At 49.4% G+C, this 20,527-nt stretch carries 17 protein-coding genes; 11 read left to right on the forward strand and 6 right to left on the reverse strand.

The window, feature by feature from the left end:
• Positions 1-12 precede the first annotated feature (12 nt).
• A complete protein-coding gene (locus tag AWQ23_RS09795; protein WP_062434911.1) occupies positions 13-903 on the forward strand; it encodes a hypothetical protein in 891 nt (296 codons plus the stop codon).
• 98 nt (positions 904-1,001) lie between these two features.
• Positions 1,002-2,180: an esterase-like activity of phytase family protein gene (locus AWQ23_RS09800; protein ID WP_062434914.1), complete on the forward strand. Its 1,179-nt coding sequence runs from the start codon at positions 1,002-1,004 to the stop codon at positions 2,178-2,180.
• Here the strand turns inward: AWQ23_RS09800 and AWQ23_RS09805 are convergent.
• On the reverse strand, positions 2,126-2,899 hold the full coding sequence (locus tag AWQ23_RS09805; protein ID WP_062434917.1) for an HAD family hydrolase: 774 nt from the start codon (positions 2,897-2,899) through the stop codon (positions 2,126-2,128). The genes AWQ23_RS09800 and AWQ23_RS09805 overlap by 55 nt on opposite strands.
• A gap of 113 nt (positions 2,900-3,012) precedes the next feature.
• Positions 3,013-4,329 (reverse strand): cell wall metabolism sensor histidine kinase WalK, encoded by a 1,317-nt coding sequence (locus AWQ23_RS09810; RefSeq protein WP_062436623.1) that lies wholly within the window; start codon positions 4,327-4,329, stop codon positions 3,013-3,015.
• A gap of 279 nt (positions 4,330-4,608) precedes the next feature.
• Between AWQ23_RS09810 and AWQ23_RS09815 the strand changes: the two genes are divergently transcribed.
• Positions 4,609-4,938: a DUF3155 domain-containing protein gene (locus AWQ23_RS09815; RefSeq protein WP_030006452.1), complete on the forward strand. Its 330-nt coding sequence runs from the start codon at positions 4,609-4,611 to the stop codon at positions 4,936-4,938.
• 168 nt (positions 4,939-5,106) lie between these two features.
• Here AWQ23_RS09815 and AWQ23_RS09820 read toward each other — a convergent pair whose 3' ends face one another.
• Positions 5,107-5,700 carry a cofactor assembly of complex C subunit B gene (locus tag AWQ23_RS09820; protein WP_030006453.1) on the reverse strand — a complete coding sequence of 198 codons (594 nt, stop codon included), beginning with the start codon at positions 5,698-5,700 and terminating at the stop codon, positions 5,107-5,109.
• 30 nt (positions 5,701-5,730) lie between these two features.
• Between AWQ23_RS09820 and AWQ23_RS09825 the strand changes: the two genes are divergently transcribed.
• Both AWQ23_RS09825 and queG read left to right on the forward strand, forming a co-directional pair.
• Complete coding sequence (locus AWQ23_RS09825) at positions 5,731-6,441, forward strand: response regulator transcription factor (protein ID WP_030006454.1); 711 nt, start codon at positions 5,731-5,733, stop codon at positions 6,439-6,441.
• A 36-nt stretch (positions 6,442-6,477) separates the two neighbouring features.
• A complete protein-coding gene (queG, locus tag AWQ23_RS09830; RefSeq protein ID WP_062434920.1) occupies positions 6,478-7,422 on the forward strand; it encodes a tRNA epoxyqueuosine(34) reductase QueG in 945 nt (314 codons plus the stop codon).
• Positions 7,423-7,497: 75 nt separating this feature from the next.
• Here queG and tsf read toward each other — a convergent pair whose 3' ends face one another.
• The gene (gene tsf / locus AWQ23_RS09835; protein ID WP_012307568.1) at positions 7,498-8,154 is read right to left on the reverse strand and encodes a translation elongation factor Ts; all 657 of its coding nucleotides are present in this window, start codon (positions 8,152-8,154) and stop codon (positions 7,498-7,500) included.
• Positions 8,155-8,203: 49 nt separating this feature from the next.
• On the reverse strand, positions 8,204-8,974 hold the full coding sequence (gene rpsB / locus AWQ23_RS09840; RefSeq protein WP_012307569.1) for a 30S ribosomal protein S2: 771 nt from the start codon (positions 8,972-8,974) through the stop codon (positions 8,204-8,206).
• 619 nt (positions 8,975-9,593) lie between these two features.
• Between rpsB and psaA the strand changes: the two genes are divergently transcribed.
• The 5 genes from psaA to AWQ23_RS09865 all read left to right on the forward strand — a co-directional run bounded on the left by psaA (position 9,594) and on the right by AWQ23_RS09865 (position 18,385).
• Entirely contained in the window at positions 9,594-11,813 is a 2,220-nt protein-coding gene (gene psaA, locus AWQ23_RS09845) for a photosystem I core protein PsaA (RefSeq protein ID WP_012307571.1), read from the forward strand.
• A gap of 174 nt (positions 11,814-11,987) precedes the next feature.
• Positions 11,988-14,189 carry a photosystem I core protein PsaB gene (gene psaB, locus AWQ23_RS09850; protein WP_012307572.1) on the forward strand — a complete coding sequence of 734 codons (2,202 nt, stop codon included), beginning with the start codon at positions 11,988-11,990 and terminating at the stop codon, positions 14,187-14,189.
• Positions 14,190-14,383: 194 nt separating this feature from the next.
• Positions 14,384-16,585, forward strand: a complete 2,202-nt coding sequence (locus AWQ23_RS09855) for an amino acid permease (protein WP_062434923.1) — start codon at positions 14,384-14,386, stop codon at positions 16,583-16,585.
• 132 nt (positions 16,586-16,717) lie between these two features.
• Positions 16,718-17,839 (forward strand): AI-2E family transporter, encoded by a 1,122-nt coding sequence (locus tag AWQ23_RS09860; protein ID WP_062434925.1) that lies wholly within the window; start codon positions 16,718-16,720, stop codon positions 17,837-17,839.
• Between the two features lie 267 nt (positions 17,840-18,106).
• Positions 18,107-18,385: an HU family DNA-binding protein gene (locus tag AWQ23_RS09865; RefSeq protein ID WP_012307575.1), complete on the forward strand. Its 279-nt coding sequence runs from the start codon at positions 18,107-18,109 to the stop codon at positions 18,383-18,385.
• A gap of 108 nt (positions 18,386-18,493) precedes the next feature.
• Here the strand turns inward: AWQ23_RS09865 and AWQ23_RS09870 are convergent, their stop codons facing one another.
• Positions 18,494-19,609, reverse strand: coding sequence for a DegT/DnrJ/EryC1/StrS aminotransferase family protein (locus AWQ23_RS09870; protein ID WP_062434928.1), 1,116 nt, complete (start codon positions 19,607-19,609; stop codon positions 18,494-18,496).
• 85 nt (positions 19,610-19,694) lie between these two features.
• On the opposite strand from AWQ23_RS09870, the gene AWQ23_RS09875 reads away from it, so the two are divergent.
• Positions 19,695-20,465: an ABC transporter permease gene (locus tag AWQ23_RS09875; RefSeq protein WP_030006459.1), complete on the forward strand. Its 771-nt coding sequence runs from the start codon at positions 19,695-19,697 to the stop codon at positions 20,463-20,465.
• The last annotated feature ends 62 nt before the right edge of the window (positions 20,466-20,527 follow it).

A 20,527-nucleotide genomic window follows, 5' to 3' on the forward strand; every position in this document is an offset into this window, starting at 1 on the left:
AGGAGGTTTTTCATGAGTGCTTCGATTGTGGAGTTGATGGACCAGTTACCCGAAAAAAATCTCACGACCATGCTTTTAAATGGTCTGGATTTTGTGGTGCCTGGGGAATGGACTAACATTGTTGGCTTCGACAATATGGTTAAAGCGGTGACGCAGGAGACCGACCCGGCAATCCTTCAATCGGTACGCGATCGCGCCATTGTCCTCTACAGCGACAAATCCCAGGGTTATCAGCGGGCGATGTGGATCTACCAAACCGTTGACCAGGCGGATAAAGCATTGGCGGCGGCGGCCCTGGCGAATAAAGTGGGCGACAAAATTCCTTTGGTAGGTGGCTTGATGCAGAAAGTGACCCCCAACGCTGATAAGGCCCAGGCGATTGATTTGTGTCTAAAGCTGGTCGCCGAAATTACCTGTTTTTGTCAGATTAATGGCATTCCGGGGGATAGTCTGGAGGATTTTATGAAGGCGATCGCCGACTACAGTGGCGAAGAATTGATGCGGATTGCGACCCTGATTTGTGTGGATGGTTTAATTCCCCTGGGGCCAGATTTCCTCCAAAAAATTGACCGCACCTTAAATAATCTTTCGGCGGGAGAACTCAGCAATAATCCGGCCTTTGGTCGTGTCGGAGAATTCTTGCCGGGTGGGAATCCTGCGGGGAAATTGGCCTTTATTAACCGCAGTTTTAGCTCTATGCAGGGCTGGATGAGCGGCTTTGTGAGCGCCCGTGGTTTGACCCCCGAAAAAATCATGGATCATATCCAAGGGTTTGTGGAAGTTTCCGATAACAAGCTCGATTATGTGGCGGCTTTCTTGGATCTCAGTACCAACTATTACGAACACACAGGCACCCAAACCGTTGCCCGGCGGCTCATTGACCGCGCCTACGGAGAAATATAAAGCCAGCCATTACCAGGCAAATTTTGATAATCTGCTAGTTTAAGGGAGGAAAAATCACCTCTCTTTTTTGTTGTGTTGTGGGAAAGCCAAAAGCCGTGATGAAGCCGAAAAATACCTGGTGGCGATCGCCAAAAATTTTATGGATCAAGTTTTGTCTGATTGGCAGCTTACTGATCGGTTGTGCCCCCGTTGTCCCCCCGGCAGAAAGCAATCCCCGCACCTTTGCCCCCCTGAGCGTAGAGTTTCTAGACGAATATTGGTTACCCAAAACAGAGTTTCAAGGGACAACGGTCGGCGGCCTATCGGCTCTCTATTACGATGCCCAGACCGGTGATTATTACGCCCTGAGTGATGACCGCTCCCAGTTTGCTCCGGCCCGCTTTTATACCTTCGATCTGACAATCGACGAAACCGGAGCCATTCCCCAAATCCAACAGCTCAACCTCAAGGAAATGACGCCTTTAACCACCCCTGACGGCGAAACTTTTGCCCCAGGGAGCCTTGACCCAGAAGGATTGGTGCTCTCGCCCCGCAATACATTATTTATTTCCAGCGAGGGAGATACCGACGCCGCCATTGATCCATTTGTGAAAGAATTTGACCGCGGAGGGCGCGAATTAACCTCCCTCAGAATTCCCAAACGTTTTCTAACAGGCGATCGCCAGCGAGGTGTGCGCAATAATTTAGGATTTGAGGCTTTGGCCATTTCTGCCCCTTCCCAAGCCGCCGTTGACCCCTTTCGGATCTTTGTCGCTCCAGAATCATCCCTTCATCAAGACACGCGCTCTGATAATGTGGGTGCGCCCATTCGTCTACTGCATTACGTCATCAATCCCATCGGCGAACCTGTGTTAATTGCCGAACACCTCTATCCTTTAGAACCTGCGCCCCAAGGAACCTTTTCCAATGGCCTTGTGGAAATGATTGCCCTCCCCCAGGAAGGTTATTTTCTCAGCCTGGAGCGCAGCTATGGCCTTGGGGGTGTTAGTGCGAAACTGTTCCAGGTGACCATTGGTAATGCCACCGACACTGCCCGCATCGAATCCCTCGCCGGAAATCCAGAGACCGTTGTCCCCATGCAGAAAACCCTATTGCTGGATCTGCGACAGTTGGGGATTGGCCTCGATAACCTAGAAGGTATGACCCTAGGGCCACAGCTTGCCGATGGCAGCCAAAGTTTACTGTTGATCAGCGATGATAATTTCAGTACCGATCAGGTAAATCAACTTTTGCTTTTTCGCTTGAGTAATTCGGCGGCTAAAGTCACATCAAAATAAGGCCAAGTGCCGACTTCTCCGGCCAATACTGTAAAGGGTTGATCCGGTTCCCCTAGATCACTGAGTACCAGGTCGGCCCCCGTAAAATCTTGGTTAGCGGTGTAGTTATTCACTGTGACGACGGTGGTGAGGCCCGCATCCCGAGACGAAAGCCAGCCATTACCGGAATCCTCAAAGGCGACACATTGATCGGCCCGGAGATTCATTTTTTCGAGGGCATAGAAAAAGATATCGGGGGCCGGTTTTTTCTGGGGGACCATGTCGCCAGCGGCAATAACTTCAAACCAATCCATGGCATCGGGGGCGAGGGAATGGGTCAATAGGGCAGTGACATTGGCTGGGGTAGTGGTGGTGGCGATCGCCAAACGAATGCCTTGATCCCGTGCTTCTTGGATCAGTCGTCTAACGCCGGGGCGTAGTGGTAAAACTTCATTGGCTAACAAATCGCAGTAATGCTGGGTTTTGCGGGCATGGAGATCCTTGATAAAAGCAGTCCGATCACCGACCGATGGCATTTGTGGCTGCCAAGATTCAATGTAAAAACGAATTCTTTCTTTACCCCCCGTCACCTTCAGGAGCTGACCGTAAAGATCTACCGACCAATCCCAGGGCAAGCCCACATCGGCAAAGGCGCGGTTAAAGGCGACGCGATGGGCATCCTTTTCTGTATTGGCCAGGGTGCCATCCACATCAAAAATCAGGGCTTCTAGTTGTCCCATGTAAAACCTCAACTATTTTTATCGTCCCCACTGTACTGGGAAATTGTCTGCAATACCGAAAAGTTGCTTAATGCAAAAACAGCATTCTAAATCTCAAAAATTAAATAATCAAATCAATTGCCTTGGGGAAGCTCAGCAGAGGTAACTTGATGAGGATTTGACGCGACTTTAAGCCACAACATAAAAGTGCTACCGGGGAGAGCTTCGGTATGGGGTAAGCCAATGGTTGGGCTATATACTTCAATGTCCCCGGCCATTTTTCCCACAAGATCAGCGGCGATCGCCAACCCCAGCCCAGTACCTTCAATGGCACTTTCCGCCTGCACTCCCCGGTAATGGCGTTCAAAGACATGGGGCAAATCTGCCGAGGGAATGCCGTAGCCCGTATCATGGACAGCAATGGTGAGTTCCTGAGCCTGGGCTTCTACCTGCAAGAACACTTGTCCCCCGGATGGTGTATATTTCAGCGCATTTTCTAAAAGATTATTCAAAACTTCCATCAGGGCCGTGTGATTCCCCAAGACCCAAGGAGACGGTTCTGGCAACCCATAATTTAGAGTGATTCCCCGCTCGGTGGCGATCGCCCCCAGGGAAGCGACGAGGGGAAGTACCACTTCTGCTACGGGTAACGGTTCTACGGAGAGGGAACGGTCTGGGGCAAAACTCGGTTCACCATTGGGCGGTAAAGCCAAACTTGGCCCTCCCTCCAACTGGGGAATTTGGGCCGTTAAGAGATCCACCTCTTCACTAAATTGGGTGAGCAATCCCTTTAGGCGATCGCTTTCCCGGACAATGCCTTCAGCGACCGGATAATTTTTCTCCGTCGGCAGCAATCGCTTCAACAACAACTTACCAAAGGTACTGATCGCCATCGTTGGATTACGGAGCTGGTGTAGCAGATCATGGAAATGCTCTTGCTCTAGGGCCTGGAGATGTTGCTGTTGGGTGAGCCGTTCCGTTGCCCAACTCTTTTGCTGATCCAACACACAGGCCAGCACTAAACTTTCGGCGATCAATTCAATCTGGGTCACCTCTGGCGATCGCCAACCCCGATCCCGGCGTCCCGTCGCTAAAATTCCCAAAATTAAATCACCATGCCACAGGGGAAATGCCCGAGCCGGTTCCCCCAACAAACCAACAAGATCATCCGGCAAAGCAGCCGCTTCCTCACCCATCGAGACATCAAGCCATTCCTCTTGATCCAGAACCATCGTTGCCATCTCCGTTGACCCCTGCCTCCCCGCCGCCAGCAAACGATCGGGAAAGGCACTAATGGGTTGGAGCGTAATTTCTTGATTCTCTTGATCTGGCTGGGCCAAATAAACAATCCCCCACTCTGCCCCAACGCCTTGGGCTAACAATTGCAACTGCCCTTGGCACAGGGACAAATACTCTGGGCTAACTGGCAACAGTTGCGGTAATGTCGTCATGAATTTCATCCTCCCAAGCCGCAATCCCTAGGGGATATTTCCCAGGAAACCTTGATAAATCAGGGGTTTTGACAAAAAACTTAATTCTTTTTTCACTTTTGGATTGATCGCCTACCTTCATTGGATTGTAGTAGATTTCTTAATACAAAAAATCCAACTCATCGTGAAAACCAGTCAATTTTCACTTGATTTTTTTCAATGGAGCCGATATACTTTGCTCGACATTCTGTAACTCCTGTTACAGCTGTTCTAAAAAAGTAAAGAAGAGGAGGTACTGGGTTGGCAAGAAAGCGTAAACGCAAGAGTCGACGTCGGCAAGAAGGAAGAAAAATTTTAGAGATTGTCCCACAATATAATATCGAAAGCGGTGATGACAAACCCGTGACTGCAGCCCGCAAGCATATCGCTGCGAATGGGATTATGCCCCCAGCAGTCGTTGTAGTTAAGCGTAATGAGCATACCACTGATCGGTACTTTTGGGCAGAAAAAGGATTATTTGGTGCCCAATATGTAGAGGAGAATCACTTTTTATTCCCCAGTCTACGGGTGCTTTGTAGCAACGCCGATGAGGAAGTATCTGAAAAAGCGACTGTTTCTAGCAAAGCTTAAAGTTCCTTCAAAAATATATCACTTAACCTAACGTTTAGGTGATCTCTAATCCCCTTCTATCAATTTCAATACTCCCTAGTCCCACCCATTTTCGGGTCGGGGCTATTTTTGTCGCGTTTTTGCCATGGTTTTAATGGATGGCTTAATTGGTTTTGTTGGGGACATTTCCTAAGCTTCATGGAGCTGGTAAGGCATCACCTGACGCAGTTGGATCAACTCATCCCGGTGGGCGGTCACCGTAATTAATTGGGTGGGAGTCTCAGTAATCGGTGTTTGTGTGGTGATCTGTAAAATAACTTTTTCTACCTTCCCTGCCTTACGCCAGTAAAAGAGACCTGCCAAGGGAGCCAGGAGACAAATACCAAGGAAAGCAAAGCCAATATTGGGATAGAGCAGTGCTAAGACCAGGGCAATACAAACTAAACCGAGGGCTGCTAATAGGCTTAAAAAAACAGCAATAAAGCCACTGGGAGGAACAAAGCCTTCATAGGTGACAATGTTATTGACACCATCAACGGTGGTAATCCGATAGGCTCGCTGTTCGAAGTAGGTTTGGAGACGCTCAAAGATGGATTCTTCAGGCTCTTTTGCCAATAGCTCTACTTGTTCGGTGCGATCTTTGATGGAAGCGCGAATGAAGAAAAACAGACCGACCATCAAGAGCAATGTAAGGAGGAGGGTCGAGGTGATTACGGATTGTTCTAACACGGTTTTTACAAGGAGGGCTTGAAGATTCACTGCATATAAATGTATATCGATCATGCTATATTTTGGAAAGTCTCCGGGAAAACCATGAAAAAAATTCGGGTTGTTCTAATTGAAGATCATGATTTAACGCGCATCGGGCTAAGAACTTCTCTACAACAATGTGCGGACATTGAACTTTTAGCAGAGGCGGCCAATGGAGCGGATGGATTGCGTTTGTTAGAAGAGATTCATCCTGATTTAGCGATTGTGGATATTGGTTTGCCTGAGCTTGATGGGATTGAGTTGACCCGAATTTTGAAACAGGAAAAGCTCAAGGATCAGTCCCACGAGGCGCAAACAAAGGTTTTGATTTTGACGTTGCAGGATGATGATGCGGCTGTTTTAGCGGCCTTTGCGGCAGGGGCTGATTCCTATTGTATGAAGGATATTACGTTTGATCACTTGGTAGAGGCGGTCAAAACGACAGACTCAGGCAATAGTTGGATTGATCCGGCGATCGCCCGCATTGTCCTCAATCAAGTGCAAGGGGGAGAATCCCTTTCTGGCTCTACAGTTACGATTCAAGCGACTTCCCCAGAAGATCAACAACTCCTAGAAAGCTGTCCCCTAACGGATCGAGAATTGGAAGTACTCCAATTGATTGTTGATGGTTGCAGCAACTCCGAAATTGCCGAGCATTTATTTATCACCGTGGGTACCGTTAAAACCCATGTCCGCAATATTCTCAATAAGCTTTGTGCCGATGACCGTACCCAGGCTGCTGTGCGTGCCCTTCGTTCTGGTCTGGTCGGTTAAAAAGCGCCTTGGCGGAGATTCATCAAATTGTTCAAAATGTCGCAGTTGCAAACAGATAGGACTGTCCTGGTCAAAAATTATGCTCTAAGTTTAGGATTTCATTTGGTGGGCATTGCCGATGCTACCGTGGACAATGCTCACAATCAACAGCAGTTACAAGCTTGGTTGGCGGCAGGGTATCAGGCGGAAATGGCCTGGATGGCTAACCCGAAACGCCAGGATATCCAAGCTTGTTTACCAGGGGTGCAGTCGGTCATTTGTGTGGCCCTCAACTATTACACACCCCATGCCCATTCTGAGGCACCAGGCATAGGCAAAATTTCCCGATACGGCTGGGGCCGAGATTACCATCGTGTCTTAGGCAAACGTCTAAAAGCTTTCTGCCAGTGGCTTACCAACGAATTTCCGGAGGAACATCACCGTTTCTATGTGGATACCGGGCCTGTCCAGGATAAGGTTTGGGCAGAACGAGCTGGCCTCGGTTGGATTGCCAAAAATAGCAATGTCATTACCAGAGAGTACGGTAGTTGGGTCTTTTTGGGGGAAGTCCTCACCACTTTAGCTTTGACGCCGGATCAGCCCCATACAAAGCATTGTGGTACCTGTACCCGTTGTATTGAGGCTTGTCCAACCGGGGCGATCGCCGCTCCCTTTACCGTTGATGCGAACCGTTGCATCGCCTATCACACCATCGAAAATCGAGCCGAACAACTGCCCCCTCACATTGCCCCACACCTACAAAATTGGGTGGCAGGTTGTGATATCTGTCAGGATGTCTGCCCCTGGAACCAGCGCTTTGCCCAACCCACCAATATTGAAGATTTTCAGCCTTACCCCAAACATCGTGCGCCAAAGTTAGCCGAACTTGCCACCTTATCCGAAACAGAATGGGATCAAAGACTCACAGGATCGGCGCTGCGGCGTATTAAACCAGCCATGTGGCAACGTAATGCCCAGGCAAACCTTGACCATCAACCATAGAAAAAACCTCCCCCATAACATGGAGAAGGCGGGACAATATTTAAGCACACACAATCAAATCAGAAATTAAAGTTCCTATTGACCCATTTGCGCAGCGACTTCTGCGGCGAAGTCTTCTTCTTTTTTCTCAATGCCTTCGCCCAGGACGAACCGTTGGAAACGACGAATTTGGATATTTTCACCAATGGTGGCGATCGACTGCTTCACAAGCTCTTCAACCGTCATATTCTGATCACGGATGTAGGGCTGATCCATCAAAGAAAGCTCTTTTAGGCGCTTAGCAATGCGGCCTTCAACAATCTTTTCTTTGATATTATCGGGTTTACCGGCCAGGTCATCGCGACCCATTTCAATTTCACGCTCTTTGTCGGCAATTTCAGTCGGAATGTCATCGACTTTCACATACTGAACATTAGGACAAGCAGCGATTTGCATCGCAATCCCTTTGGCCAGATCTTTGAAGATATCACCACGGGCAACGAAATCCGTTTCGCAGTTCACTTCTACGAGAACACCAATGCCACCGCCGGTGTGAATATAGCTTTCGATCAGTCCTTCGGCTGCTACCCGACCTGCTTTTTTCTCAGCAGAGGTAATCCCTTTCTGACGGAGCCACTCAATCGCTTTAGTGATGTCCCCATTGGTTTCACCAAGCGCTTTTTTGCAATCCATCATCCCTGCGCCAGTTTTATCGCGCAGTTCCTTGACAAGCTTTGCAGAAATTTGTGCCATGTTGCTGTTCACCAAAAAATTATCAGGTCAATTCAAGAAGATATTACGCTTATTCAGACTCAGATGCATCGGTCTCATCGGCGTACTCATCGATTGCTTCATCGAAGTCTCCGTAGTCACCGTTATCATCAACGGGCTGACCGTGGCGACCAGCATAAATTGCATCGGCCAATTTACCCACAATCAATTTAATAGAACGAATTGCATCGTCGTTAGCCGGAATTGGCAAATCAACGGTTTGGGGATCGCAGTTGGTATCTAGGAGAGAAACAATGGGAATCCCTAATTTTTGGCATTCTTGGATGGCATTGTGCTCCCGACGTTGGTCAATGATCACCACAATGTCAGGAATTTTGCGCATATTCTTAATGCCGCCGAGGTATTTTTGCAGCTTGTCCAGTTCGCGACGAAGCATGGAAGCTTCTTTTTTCGGACGGCGAGCAAGGTTACCGCTTTCTTCGAGGGCTTCTAATTCTTTGAGGCGCTCAACACGGGTCTTGATGGTTTCCCAGTTGGTGAGCATTCCCCCCAGCCAACGCTGGTTGATGTAGAAAGCGCCACAGCGTTTTGCTTCTTGGGCAATGATGCCAGCGGCCTGACGTTTGGTGCCGACAAAAAGGACGTGCTTACCGTTTTCGGAAGCTTCCTTCATGTAGGTGTAGGCTTGTTCAACGAGTTGCGCAGTTTGAACCAGGTCAATGATGTGGACACCGTTACGGGATGTGTAGATGTAAGGTGCCATTCTGGGGTTCCAGCGGCGGGTTTGGTGCCCAAAGTGGACACCAGATTCTAGTAGCTCAGCGAGAGATACAACGGGCATATTCTGTTTACTCCTTTTCGGGTTAAACCTTCATCTGGGGACATTTCATCTGTGCGAAACACCCGAAAGAATCCCAGATGTGCGAGTTTTAAACAACCTTATCAGGGTAGCATAGCTCCGCATTTGAGGGGAGAGGTCTACGGAGAACAGGTTTGAGATGCGTGACAAAAACGACTTAAGGCGATCGCCAACAACCATTATTTCACTTAGCCTTGGTCTTCATATTGGGTTTTGTGGAAGACGAAGGGACCCCCTTGGAATCATAACCGTCGTCTCTGGGGGCGATCGCCAGAGAACTTCACCATAATGAAAGGTAACGTTACATTGCTTTTTGTTACAAAAAACCGTTTGAGTTTTCAGTTTTTCGGCGGAATTCAATTGATTTCAGCCATTGTGCCGTAATGATTTCAGGGAGTTTTAAATATTGTTAATGTCCCCCAACATCCTTGGAAAGTAGGCCCTATCATTTACATCAATGCTTTTTGCCCAATGGGTTTTAGAGCAGTCCTAAATCACTGGAAACCTTGCAAGCTGGTGATTCGCTCACAGCTTATCTATTTGAATACATCTATTTAGATAGAACCTTTATTACGTCGATTGTCTAGAGAGGAGAATCCTCATGGCAGTAAAGGTTGATAAGGATCCGGTACCAACTTCCTTTGAGAAGTGGGGCAAACCGGGTCACTTTGACCGAACTCTGGCACGGGGTCCAAAAACCACCACCTGGATTTGGAACCTCCATGCTGATGCACATGATTTCGATAGCCAAACAAGTGATCTTGAAGATATTTCGCGCAAAATCTTTAGCGCCCACTTCGGTCACCTTGCTGTAGTCTTTGTTTGGCTCAGCGGCATGTACTTCCATGGCGCAAAATTTTCTAACTATGAAGCTTGGTTAAATAACCCCACTGTTATTAAGCCAAGTGCACAAGTGGTTTGGCCCGTTGTGGGTCAAGGCATTCTGAACGGAGACGTCGGTGGCGGCTTCAGCGGTATTCAAATTACCTCTGGTCTGTTTTACCTCTGGCGTGCTGCTGGTTTTACCAACTCTTATCAGCTCTATGTGACTGCCATTGGCGGTCTTGTTATGGCAGCCCTAATGGTGTTTGCCGGTTGGTTCCACTACCATAAAGCAGCTCCGAAACTGGAATGGTTCCAGAATGCTGAAGCCATGATGAATCACCACCTATCCGTATTGTTAGGTTGTGGTTCTTTGGGCTGGACTGGCCACTTGATCCACGTTTCTTTACCGGTAAACAAGCTCCTAGATTCTGGTGTGGCTGCAAAGGATATTCCTTTACCCCACGAGTTCTTTGATGCTTCGGTAATGGCGGAACTGTATCCCAGCTTTGCCCAGGGTCTGAAGCCTTTCTTTACCTTAGATTGGGCTGCATACTCTGATTTCTTAACCTTTAAGGGTGGCTTGAATCCCACTACTGGTAGCCTCTGGCTTTCTGATGTGGCTCACCACCATTTGGCGATCGCTGTTCTCTTCATCATCGCGGGTCACATGTACCGGACTGGTTTCGGTATTGGCCACAGCATGAAAGAGATCCTCGAAGCCCACAAAGGCCCTTTCACTGGCGAAGGTCACAAAGGTCTTTACGAAATTCTAACCACCTCTTGGCACGCTCAATTGGCGGTTAACCTCGCGCTGCTTGGTTCTTTAACCATCGTCATCGCGCACCACATGTACTCCATGCCTCCCTATCCTTACATGGCAACAGATTACGGCACTCAGCTGTCTCTGTTCACTCACCACACTTGGATTGGCGGCTTCCTCATTGTTGGTGCTGGTGCCCACGGCGCAATTTTCATGGTTCGCGATTACGATCCCGCTAAGAACGTTAACAACCTCTTAGACCGCGTAATTCGTCACCGTGACGCGATTATTTCTCACCTCAACTGGGTTTGTATTTTCCTTGGCTTCCACAGCTTTGGTCTCTACATTCACAATGACACCATGCGTGCGTTGGGTCGTCCCCAAGATATGTTCTCTGATTCTGCGATTCAGTTGCAGCCTATCTTCGCGCAGTGGATTCAAAACATCCATACCCTTGCTCCCGGTGGCACCGCTCCCAATGCGATCGCCTCTGCGAGTCAAGTTTTCGGTGGTGATGTAGTGGCAATCGGCAACAAAGTTGCCCTGATGCCCATCACCCTCGGTACTGCTGACTTCATGGTTCACCATATCCATGCGTTTACCATCCACGTCACTGTACTTATTCTGCTGAAGGGTCTTCTCTATTCCCGCAGCTCCCGTCTCGTACCCGATAAGGGTCAACTGGGCTTCCGCTTCCCCTGTGACGGTCCTGGTCGTGGTGGTACTTGCCAAGTTTCTGGTTGGGACCATGTCTTCCTTGGCCTGTTCTGGATGTACAACTCCCTCTCCATCGTAATTTTCCACTTTAGCTGGAAGATGCAATCCGATGTTTGGGGCACAATCCTCCCAGACGGTAGCGTATCCCACGTCACTGGTGGTAACTTTGCCACAAGCGCAATTACCATTAACGGCTGGCTCCGTGACTTCCTCTGGGCACAGTCTTCTCAGGTGATCAACTCCTACGGTTCTGCACTGTCGGCTTACGGCATCATGTTCCTGGCGGGTCACTTTGTGTTTGCCTTCAGTCTCATGTTCCTCTTCAGTGGACGTGGCTATTGGCAAGAACTCATCGAGTCCATCGTTTGGGCACACAATAAGCTCAAGTTGGCTCCTGCGATTCAACCCCGTGCTTTGAGCATCGTTCAAGGTCGTGCGGTTGGTGTTGCTCACTATCTCCTCGGTGGGATCGTGACAACCTGGGCCTTCTTCCTAGCGAGAAGCTTGTCCATCGGTTAACTCTGAAATGGTTTACCGATCGCCAATTTCAGGGGGAGTTGTAAGAGTTGTATTTCACTCGATTCACCTTCCCTCCCAATTGGCTCCTAGTATCTTTCCCTGCGGGAAAATACAGAGGTTACATTTGAAGACCTCACCCTCATTTGTTTAACGAGGAGAACCTCAAGCATAGTTATGGCAACTAAATTTCCAAAATTTAGCCAAGACCTTGCTCAAGATCCCACTACGCGTCGGATTTGGTACGGAATCGCTACAGCACATGATTTCGAGACCCACGACGGGATGACTGAGGAGAATCTTTACCAAAAGATCTTTGCTTCCCACTTCGGTCACCTCGCAATCATCTTTCTGTGGACTTCCGGCACCCTCTTCCACGTTGCTTGGCAAGGCAATTTCGAGCAGTGGATCAAAGATCCCCTGAACGTCCGTCCCATCGCCCATGCGATCTGGGATCCCCACTTTGGTCAAGGTGCAATTGATGCCTTTACCCAAGCGGGCGCTTCTAACCCTGTAAACATTGCATATTCTGGGGTTTACCATTGGTTCTACACCATTGGGATGACCACCAATGCTGACCTCTACCAAGGCGCAGTATTCCTTCTGATCCTCTCTTCTCTGTTTTTGTTCGCAGGCTGGCTGCACTTGCAACCCAAGTTCCGTCCTAGTCTTGCGTGGTTCAAGGATGCTGAATCTCGCCTCAACCACCACTTAGCTGGTTTGTTTGGTGTCAGTTCTTTGGCTTGGACAGGTCACCTCGTACACGTTGCAATTCCTGAGTCTCGCGGTGTTCATGTTGGCTGGGATAACTTCCTTTCTGTGAAGCCTCACCCCGCTGGTTTGATGCCCTTCTTCACTGGGAACTGGGGTGTGTATGCGCAAAACCCTGATACTGCGGGTCATGTGTTTGGCACATCCCAAGGTGCAGGTACTGCGATTCTGACCTTCCTTGGTGGTTTCCACCCCCAAACGGAGTCTCTCTGGTTGACTGATATTGCCCACCACCACTTGGCGATCGCCGTGCTGTTTATCATCGCGGGTCACATGTATCGCACCAAGTTCGGGATTGGTCACAGCATCAAAGAGATCCTCAATGCCCACCAGCCCCCCAGCGGTAAGCTTGGTGCCGGCCACAAAGGTCTTTACGATACCGTCAACAACTCCCTCCACTTCCAGTTGGGTCTGGCGCTTGCATCCTTGGGTGTAATCACCTCCTTGGTTGCACAGCACATGTACTCTCTGCCTTCCTACGCGTTCATCGCCAAGGATTACACTACCCAGGCAGCACTGTACACCCACCACCAGTACATCGCTGGTTTCTTGATGGTCGGTGCGTTTGCCCACGGTGCGATCTTCTTCGTCCGTGACTACGATCCCGAAGCGAACAAAGACAACGTTCTTTATCGCATGCTGGAGCACAAGGAAGCCTTGATCTCCCACCTTAGCTGGGTATCTCTCTTCCTCGGTTTCCACACCCTCGGACTCTATGTCCACAACGATGTAGTGGTTGCCTTCGGTACACCCGAAAAGCAAATCCTCATCGAACCCGTCTTTGCTCAGTTTGTCCAAGCGGCTTCTGGTAAAGCACTCTACGGCTTTGATGTACTTCTTTCCAACGCTGATAGCATCGCTTCCAATGCAAGTGCGGCTTATCTTCCCGGCTGGTTAGATGCCATCAACAGCGGTTCTAACTCTCTCTTCCTCAACATTGGTCCTGGTGACTTCCTCGTTCACCATGCGATCGCCCTCGGTCTCCACACCACCACTCTCATTCTTGTGAAAGGTGCGTTGGATGCCCGTGGTTCTAAGCTGATGCCCGATAAGAAAGACTTCGGCTACAGCTTCCCCTGTGATGGCCCCGGTCGTGGCGGTACTTGTGATATCTCCGCTTGGGATGCCTTCTACCTCGCAATGTTCTGGATGCTGAACACCCTGGGCTGGTTGACCTTCTACTGGCACTGGAAGCACCTCGGCATTTGGCAAGGTAACGTTGCTCAGTTCAACGAAAACTCCACCTACCTGATGGGCTGGTTCCGTGACTACCTCTGGGCGAACTCCGCACAGTTGATCAACGGCTACAACCCTTACGGTGTAAACAATCTCTCCGTCTGGGCTTGGATGTTCCTCTTCGGACACCTTGTTTGGGCAACTGGTTTCATGTTCCTCATCTCTTGGCGTGGTTACTGGCAAGAGCTGATCGAAACCATCGTTTGGGCCCACGAGCGCACTCCCCTGGCGAACATTGTTCGTTGGAAGGACAAGCCCGTTGCGCTCTCCATCGTTCAGGCTCGTTTGGTTGGTTTAGCTCACTTCACGGTGGGTTACGTCCTCACCTACGCGGCCTTCCTGATTGCCTCGACGTCAGGTAAGTTTGGTTAATTAAGTTCTTCTGAAAATTAACCTGCTAAAATCTCACCCCTTGTCTTTTAGGCAGGGGGTTTTTGCTTTGCGATGAAAAAACCCTAGGACAATGGGCCAAATATCCTAGAAAAGGCGGAAATAGTTTGTTTCTGCACAAAGGAAGGAAAAAATAACGCTATGCTGGACACAAACTTGGCAAGCTTAGAATTTTTATGGCGAGTGAGAAAAAATCTGGGTTAGGAATGTTTGGGGGGGTCTACACCCCTTCTATTTTGACCATCCTTGGGGTGATCATGTATCTCCGGTTTGGTTGGGTTGTGGGTAATGCAGGATTGTTAGGCTCCCTCGCCATTGTTACCCTCGCCAATGCCATTACCTTTTTAACGGCCCTTTCGATTTGTGCGATCGCCACGGATAAGGTGGTTCGTGTGGGGGGCGCTTACTACATGATTAGTCGCTCTTTGGGACTAGAAACTGGAGGGGCGGTGGGAATCCCGTTGTATTTCGCCCAGGCCTTTTCGGTGGCCCTCTACACCATTGGTTTCGCAGAGAGTGTTGTCCAAGTTTTTGGCGGCTTAAATCAGCTTTATGTGGCTTTGATTGTGACGATTTTGGTGGGAGTTTTAGCCCTTACATCCGCCAGCATTGCTATTAAAGCCCAATACTTCATTATGGCGGCGATCGCCCTTTCTCTTGTTTCCCTGGTGCTGGGTCGCCCCTTGCCCGAAGCTGGAGATATTCTCCTATGGGGTTCTAGCGCTGAGGTGACAGTCCCCTTTTGGACAGTTTTCGCAGTATTTTTCCCGGCAGTTACGGGGATTATGTCTGGCGTAAATATGTCCGGTGATCTCAAGGATCCCATTAAAGCAATTCCCATTGGTACTCTGGCTGCCGTGGGTACTGGCTATGTTATTTACATGCTCATTCCTTTGCTGTTGGCCCAACGGGGAGATACAGCCAGCCTCATTGAGGATCCCCTGGTGATGCAACGCTTGTCTGTTTGGGGGCCAGCGATTTTATTGGGGGTCTGGGGAGCAACGCTCAGTAGCGCAATTGGAAGCATCCTCGGTGCTCCTAGGGTTTTACAAGCCCTCGCTCGGGATGGCGTGTTGCCGCCATGGTTAGGTTTTCTGGGATCTGGTAGTGGGTCGGAGGATGAGCCGCGTATTGGCACCATTGTCACCTTGGGGGTGGCGATCGCCGCTGTTTGTATTGGTGATCTCAACATCATTGCGCCGGTGTTGACGATGTTTTTCTTGACCACCTATCTTGTCCTCAATATTTCCGCCGGTATTGAAACGCTCCTCCAAAGTCCTTCCTTCCGACCGACCTTCCGGGTGCACTGGGCGCTTTCTCTGTTGGGGGCTGTGGGCTGCCTTGGGGTGATGTTTTTAATCAATGCGATCGCCACGGTCGTTGCCGCTTTGATCGTGACGATCATTTACTTCTGGCTACAGCGGCGGGAACTCCAAGTCACCTGGGGAGATGTTCGGCGTGGTTTGTGGATGGCCCTGATTAGTAAAGCGATTTATCAAGTGGCGGGAGCTGAAGATAGCAAAAACTGGCGGCCTCACCTCCTGGTGCTTTCTGGGGCACCCCGAAAACGTTGGTCTTTAATCGAGTTAGCAGATGGTTTTAGTCACAATCGGGCCTTGATGACGGTGGCCACAGTGCTCCCCGAAGGTTCCCGTGACCCTGGCCAACAGGTGAAAATGGAAACCACAATCCGCGATTATTTGGCCAAACGGGGTGTAAAAGCCTTGGTGCGCCTCAGTACCGCCGATGATCCCTTTGTTGGCGCCTTAAATTTAATTGAAACCTATGGCCTAGGGGACTTAACCCCCAACACGGTTTTGCTGGGCAGTACAGAATCACCTGAACGATTTGCCGCCTACTGTCATCTTTTGCAGCAGGTTCACATTGCCCAACGCAATATTATTATCTTCCATGAAAATCCAGAGCGGGTTTTTGGTCGTAAAAAACGGATTGATATCTGGTGGGGTGGGGTTCAGAGCAATGGCGGCTTAATGCTGATGCTGGCTTATTTGCTCCGTACCGATATCCGGTGGCGCAGTGCCCAGATTTACCTCAAACTTGTCGTGCAAGACGAGACAGCCGCCCAGGCCGCCCGTTTAAACCTGGAGTCCCTGATTAGTAGTGCTCGCATCAAAGCAGAACCAATGGTTATTATTGCTGGCGATCGCTCCTTTGAAGATATCCTGTACCAATCCTCTGCGAGTGCAGATCTTGTTTTCCTTGGCATGGCCCGCCCTCACGAGCCCGCCGATTTCCAGGATTATTACAAAAGCCTTTCCCAACGGGCCCAGAACTTACCAAGCACCGTGTTTGTTCTCGCCGCCCCAGATTTTGCCTTTGCAGAAGTGGTGGGCGCTCCCCGAAAAGTGGGCACTTAAATCTCTAAAAATAATTTCTTGGCTAGTTGCGTATTAACGGCATATTGTTCGAAAGAAAAATAGCTTTTGTGTGACATTCAAGCAACTTTGCCCCGACAATGGGAACAATTCTGACCAATAGCAAAATTCAGTATGTCTGAGCGGAAAATTACAGTATCTTTTTCAACGCTGCTGTTGATTGTCGGGGCAGTGCTATTGCTATTTTTACTCTGGCAATTACGTAGTCTGCTGGTTGTGCTCATGATTGCCGTCGTCATTGCAGCGACCCTTGCACCAGTGATTACCATCGCTGAATCTTTCCGGGTGCCCCGCTGGCTGGCAGTGATCGGTGTGTACCTCGGCTTGATCTCAATTCTCACGGGGGTAGTTTTACTCATTGGCCCTACAGTAGTTGATCAAATTCAAAAGTTGATCCGGAAGCTACCCCTATATTTAGAAATTGTTGGGGTTTTGGTTCAATCCTGGGCCGTGCGCTTGGGCATGACAGAGCCGCAAGTTTTAGAACAATTGAACCGTCTTTTTGATTTGCAAGCGTTGACAGCCTGGGCCTTCCGTTCTTCCCAAGAGCTGCTGATTCGTTCCTACGGCATTACGCGGGGGGTCATTGGGGGCATTTTAAGCTTGATTCTAGCGTTTATGCTCTCTGGTTATATGCTGTCTGGTTCTGACAAATTAATTAAAGGCTTTGTCAGTCTTTTTCCGGCCCCCTGGGATGAACAACTTCTGGAACAGGTACAGCCCATGAGCGAGCGGATGGGAAGTTATATTCAAGGTCGGATCGTGGTTTCGGGGATTCTCGGCATTGTCATCACCATTGGCCTGAGGCTGCTGGGGATTTCAGAATTAGCCCTCGGTTTGGGGGTGATCGCGGCGGTGACAAATTTAATTCCGTTTTTTGGGCCTGTGCTAGGTGCTGTGCCGGCTTTGATTGTGGCGATCGCCCAGGGAGGATGGACATTTTTATCCGTCCTACTGCTTTTTACCTTGATCCAAAACCTCGAAACCTATGTATTAGATCCGTTATTAGTCGGTTCTTCGGTCAAAGTGAACCCGCTTTATCAGTTGTTGGCGGTTTTAGGAGGGGCCCAGGTGCTGGGAATTTTAGGCGCGGTGATTGTGCCACCCTGGGTTGCGGGAGCCGCTGTACTGCTCGATAATCTTTACCTCAAAACAAAACCATTACCCGTGTCCCTCACCTCAACGGAGACTCCGTCCCTGTCCGACAGCCACAAATCTGAGAAAAATCAAGTCTAGGCAGCAATTATTTTGGCGTTCTCTGACAAATTTGCTCTCCCTTGTTCTGTTTTTAAAGTTTTGAAACGGAAAAATTGTTGAAATCTATGTAAATTAATGCTTTCAGCGATCCATATTGAGCAAAGAACGCTTAGAATAATGCAGGAAAACCTTGCAACAAGAATAAGTTTGACCCGCAACAGTGCAAAATATCTCTTCTGGGATTCTTGTTTTGCCTGGTTTTTTTACCTATACTTCTCACAATATCTAAAATTCAGGAGATTTTTAATGAATAAAGGCGAATTAGTCGATTTAGTCGCTGAGAAAGCTGGTATCAGCAAAAAGCAGGCAGATTCTGTGATTAGTGCCACCGTAGAGGCAATCATGGAAACCGTTGCCAATGGTGACAAAGTAACCCTCGTCGGTTTTGGCTCCTTTGAACCCCGCCACCGCAAAGCGAGAGAAGGTCGCAATCCCAAGACCAACGAAAAAATGCAAATTCCAGCAACCACAGTGCCCGCATTTTCTGCTGGTAAACAGTTTAAGGAAATGGTTGCCCCTAAATAGAAGTTGGCTTTGGTCGGACAAACTAAAAATGTGTACGGAGGCTTAGATGGTCACAACGTTGACTCTCTGGGCTTTTTTATTTTTTGACTGATCGGTATTACCGCGTTGTTAAGCCGCCAATAAACGCTTGAGGGTTGTGGCCACTTGTTCTTGTTCTGGGATGCTGAGGTCGGGGAACATAGGCAAAGACAGCACCTGGTGAGAACATTGCTCAGCAATGGGAAATGCTCCGGATTGGTAGCCAAAGGTTGCAAACACGGGCTGGAGATGTAGGGGTTTGGGATAGTACACCATCGCAATGATGCCCTCGGCTTGTAGCTGGCTACGGAGGGTATCGCGATCGCCGGCTTGAACGAGGATCGTGTATTGGTTCCAGACATGGGTTCCACCAGGGGTCGCTTGGGGGAGTTGAATGCCTTCGATCCCAGCCAGCAATTCATGGTAACGGTGGGCGATCACCTGACGTTGTTGATTCCAAAGGTCGAGGTGACGCAATTTAACGGCGAGAATCGTGGCCTGCACTGCATCTAACCGACTATTTACCCCCAGCACTTCATGTTGGTAGCGGACTTTGGAGCCGTGTTCCCGGAGCATTTTGATCTGCCCATGGAGATCAGGATTGTTGGTCGTCACAGCACCACCATCGCCACAACCTCCTAAATTTTTCGTCGGAAAAAAGCTAAAACAGCCAGCATCTCCCCAGGCTCCCACCTGGCGATCTCCCCATTTTGCTCCCGTGGCCTGGGCACAATCTTCAACGATAAGCAGGCTATGTTTTTGGGCTATTTCCCCAAGACGGGTCATATCCACAGGTTGTCCAAATAAATGAACGGGGATCACGGCCTTGGTACGGGAAGTAATGGCCGCTTCTAGTTGATCGAGATCGAGGTTGAAGGTTGCGGCGGTAATATCAACAAAGACAGGGGTTGCGCCACACATGGCAATGGCTTCTGCGGTGGCGATAAAAGTAAAAGTAGAGGTGATCACTTCATCGCCAACGCCGATCCCAAGGGCTTTTAGGGCAAGATAAAGGGCATCGGTGCCGGAGTTGCAGCCGATGGCAGAGTCAACCTGGTGATAAGCGGCAAAATGTTTTTCAAATTCGCTTACTGCTGTCCCCCCGATATAGCGACCGGAACTGAGCACTTCCAAGACGGCGGCATTGGTTTCATCGGCAATGGTTGCATACTGGCGCCCTAGATCAACGGGAGGAATTTGGCTCATGGGTGACGGTGATTTTTTGGGTAGGAATTCGCATAAAAGCGTAAATATAAATGTTATAGGTTATGGGAGTGAAAAAAAAAAGCGCATGGGTGAATTTATTGCCTTAGATCCGGGAGATTTGGGCTGGGCATTGGGACTGATTGCCTTGGCGATCGCCCTGGCCCGGTGGCAAAAGTTGGGACTAGAGGGGCAGCTTTTACTCGCAACGGGACGGACAATTTTGCAATTGTTGGTGGTGGGCTATGCCCTGGAAATGGTCTTTGCCTTGGCGCACCCGTTGGCGGTGTTAGGGATTGTTTTGGTGATGTTGACCATTGCGGCGATCGCCGCGAAAAATCGGATTAATGATCGGGTTAAATTGCCGTTGATCTGGGGATCGATTTTTATCAGTTTCAGTGTGCCGTTGGCGTATACCCTATTGGTAATTGTGCAGCCGGAAACTTGGTATGACCCCCAGTATTTGATTCCGTTGGCAGGGATGGTCTTGGGGAACGCGATGAATAGTGCTTCCCTGGCGGGAGAACGGCTCAGCAGTCGGATTAAAACCAGTCGTTTGGAAATCGAAACCCAGCTTTGTCTCGGCGCAACCCCCAAACAGGCGATCGCCAGCTACCGTACCGAAGCGATCCGCGCCAGCCTAATCCCGACGATCAATTCTATGATGGTAGTAGGTTTAGTGAGTTTGCCGGGGATGTTTACGGGGCAAGTCTTATCGGGGATTGATCCGCTTAATGCTGCCTCCTATCAAATTTTGATTCTCTTTTTGATTGTGACCATTAACCTCATCTGTACTTCCCTGGTGACTGAGGGCCTTTATCGGCAATTTTTTAACCCCACTGCCCAGCTCACCCTCTAAGTTTTGCTCCTTGCCAATCCTTGCTAGACTGAATTTCCATATTTGCCGCGATCCATCTCTCA

It is taken from the genome of Picosynechococcus sp. PCC 73109 (assembly GCF_001521855.1).
Classification (GTDB): Bacteria; Cyanobacteriota; Cyanobacteriia; order Cyanobacteriales; family MRBY01; genus MRBY01.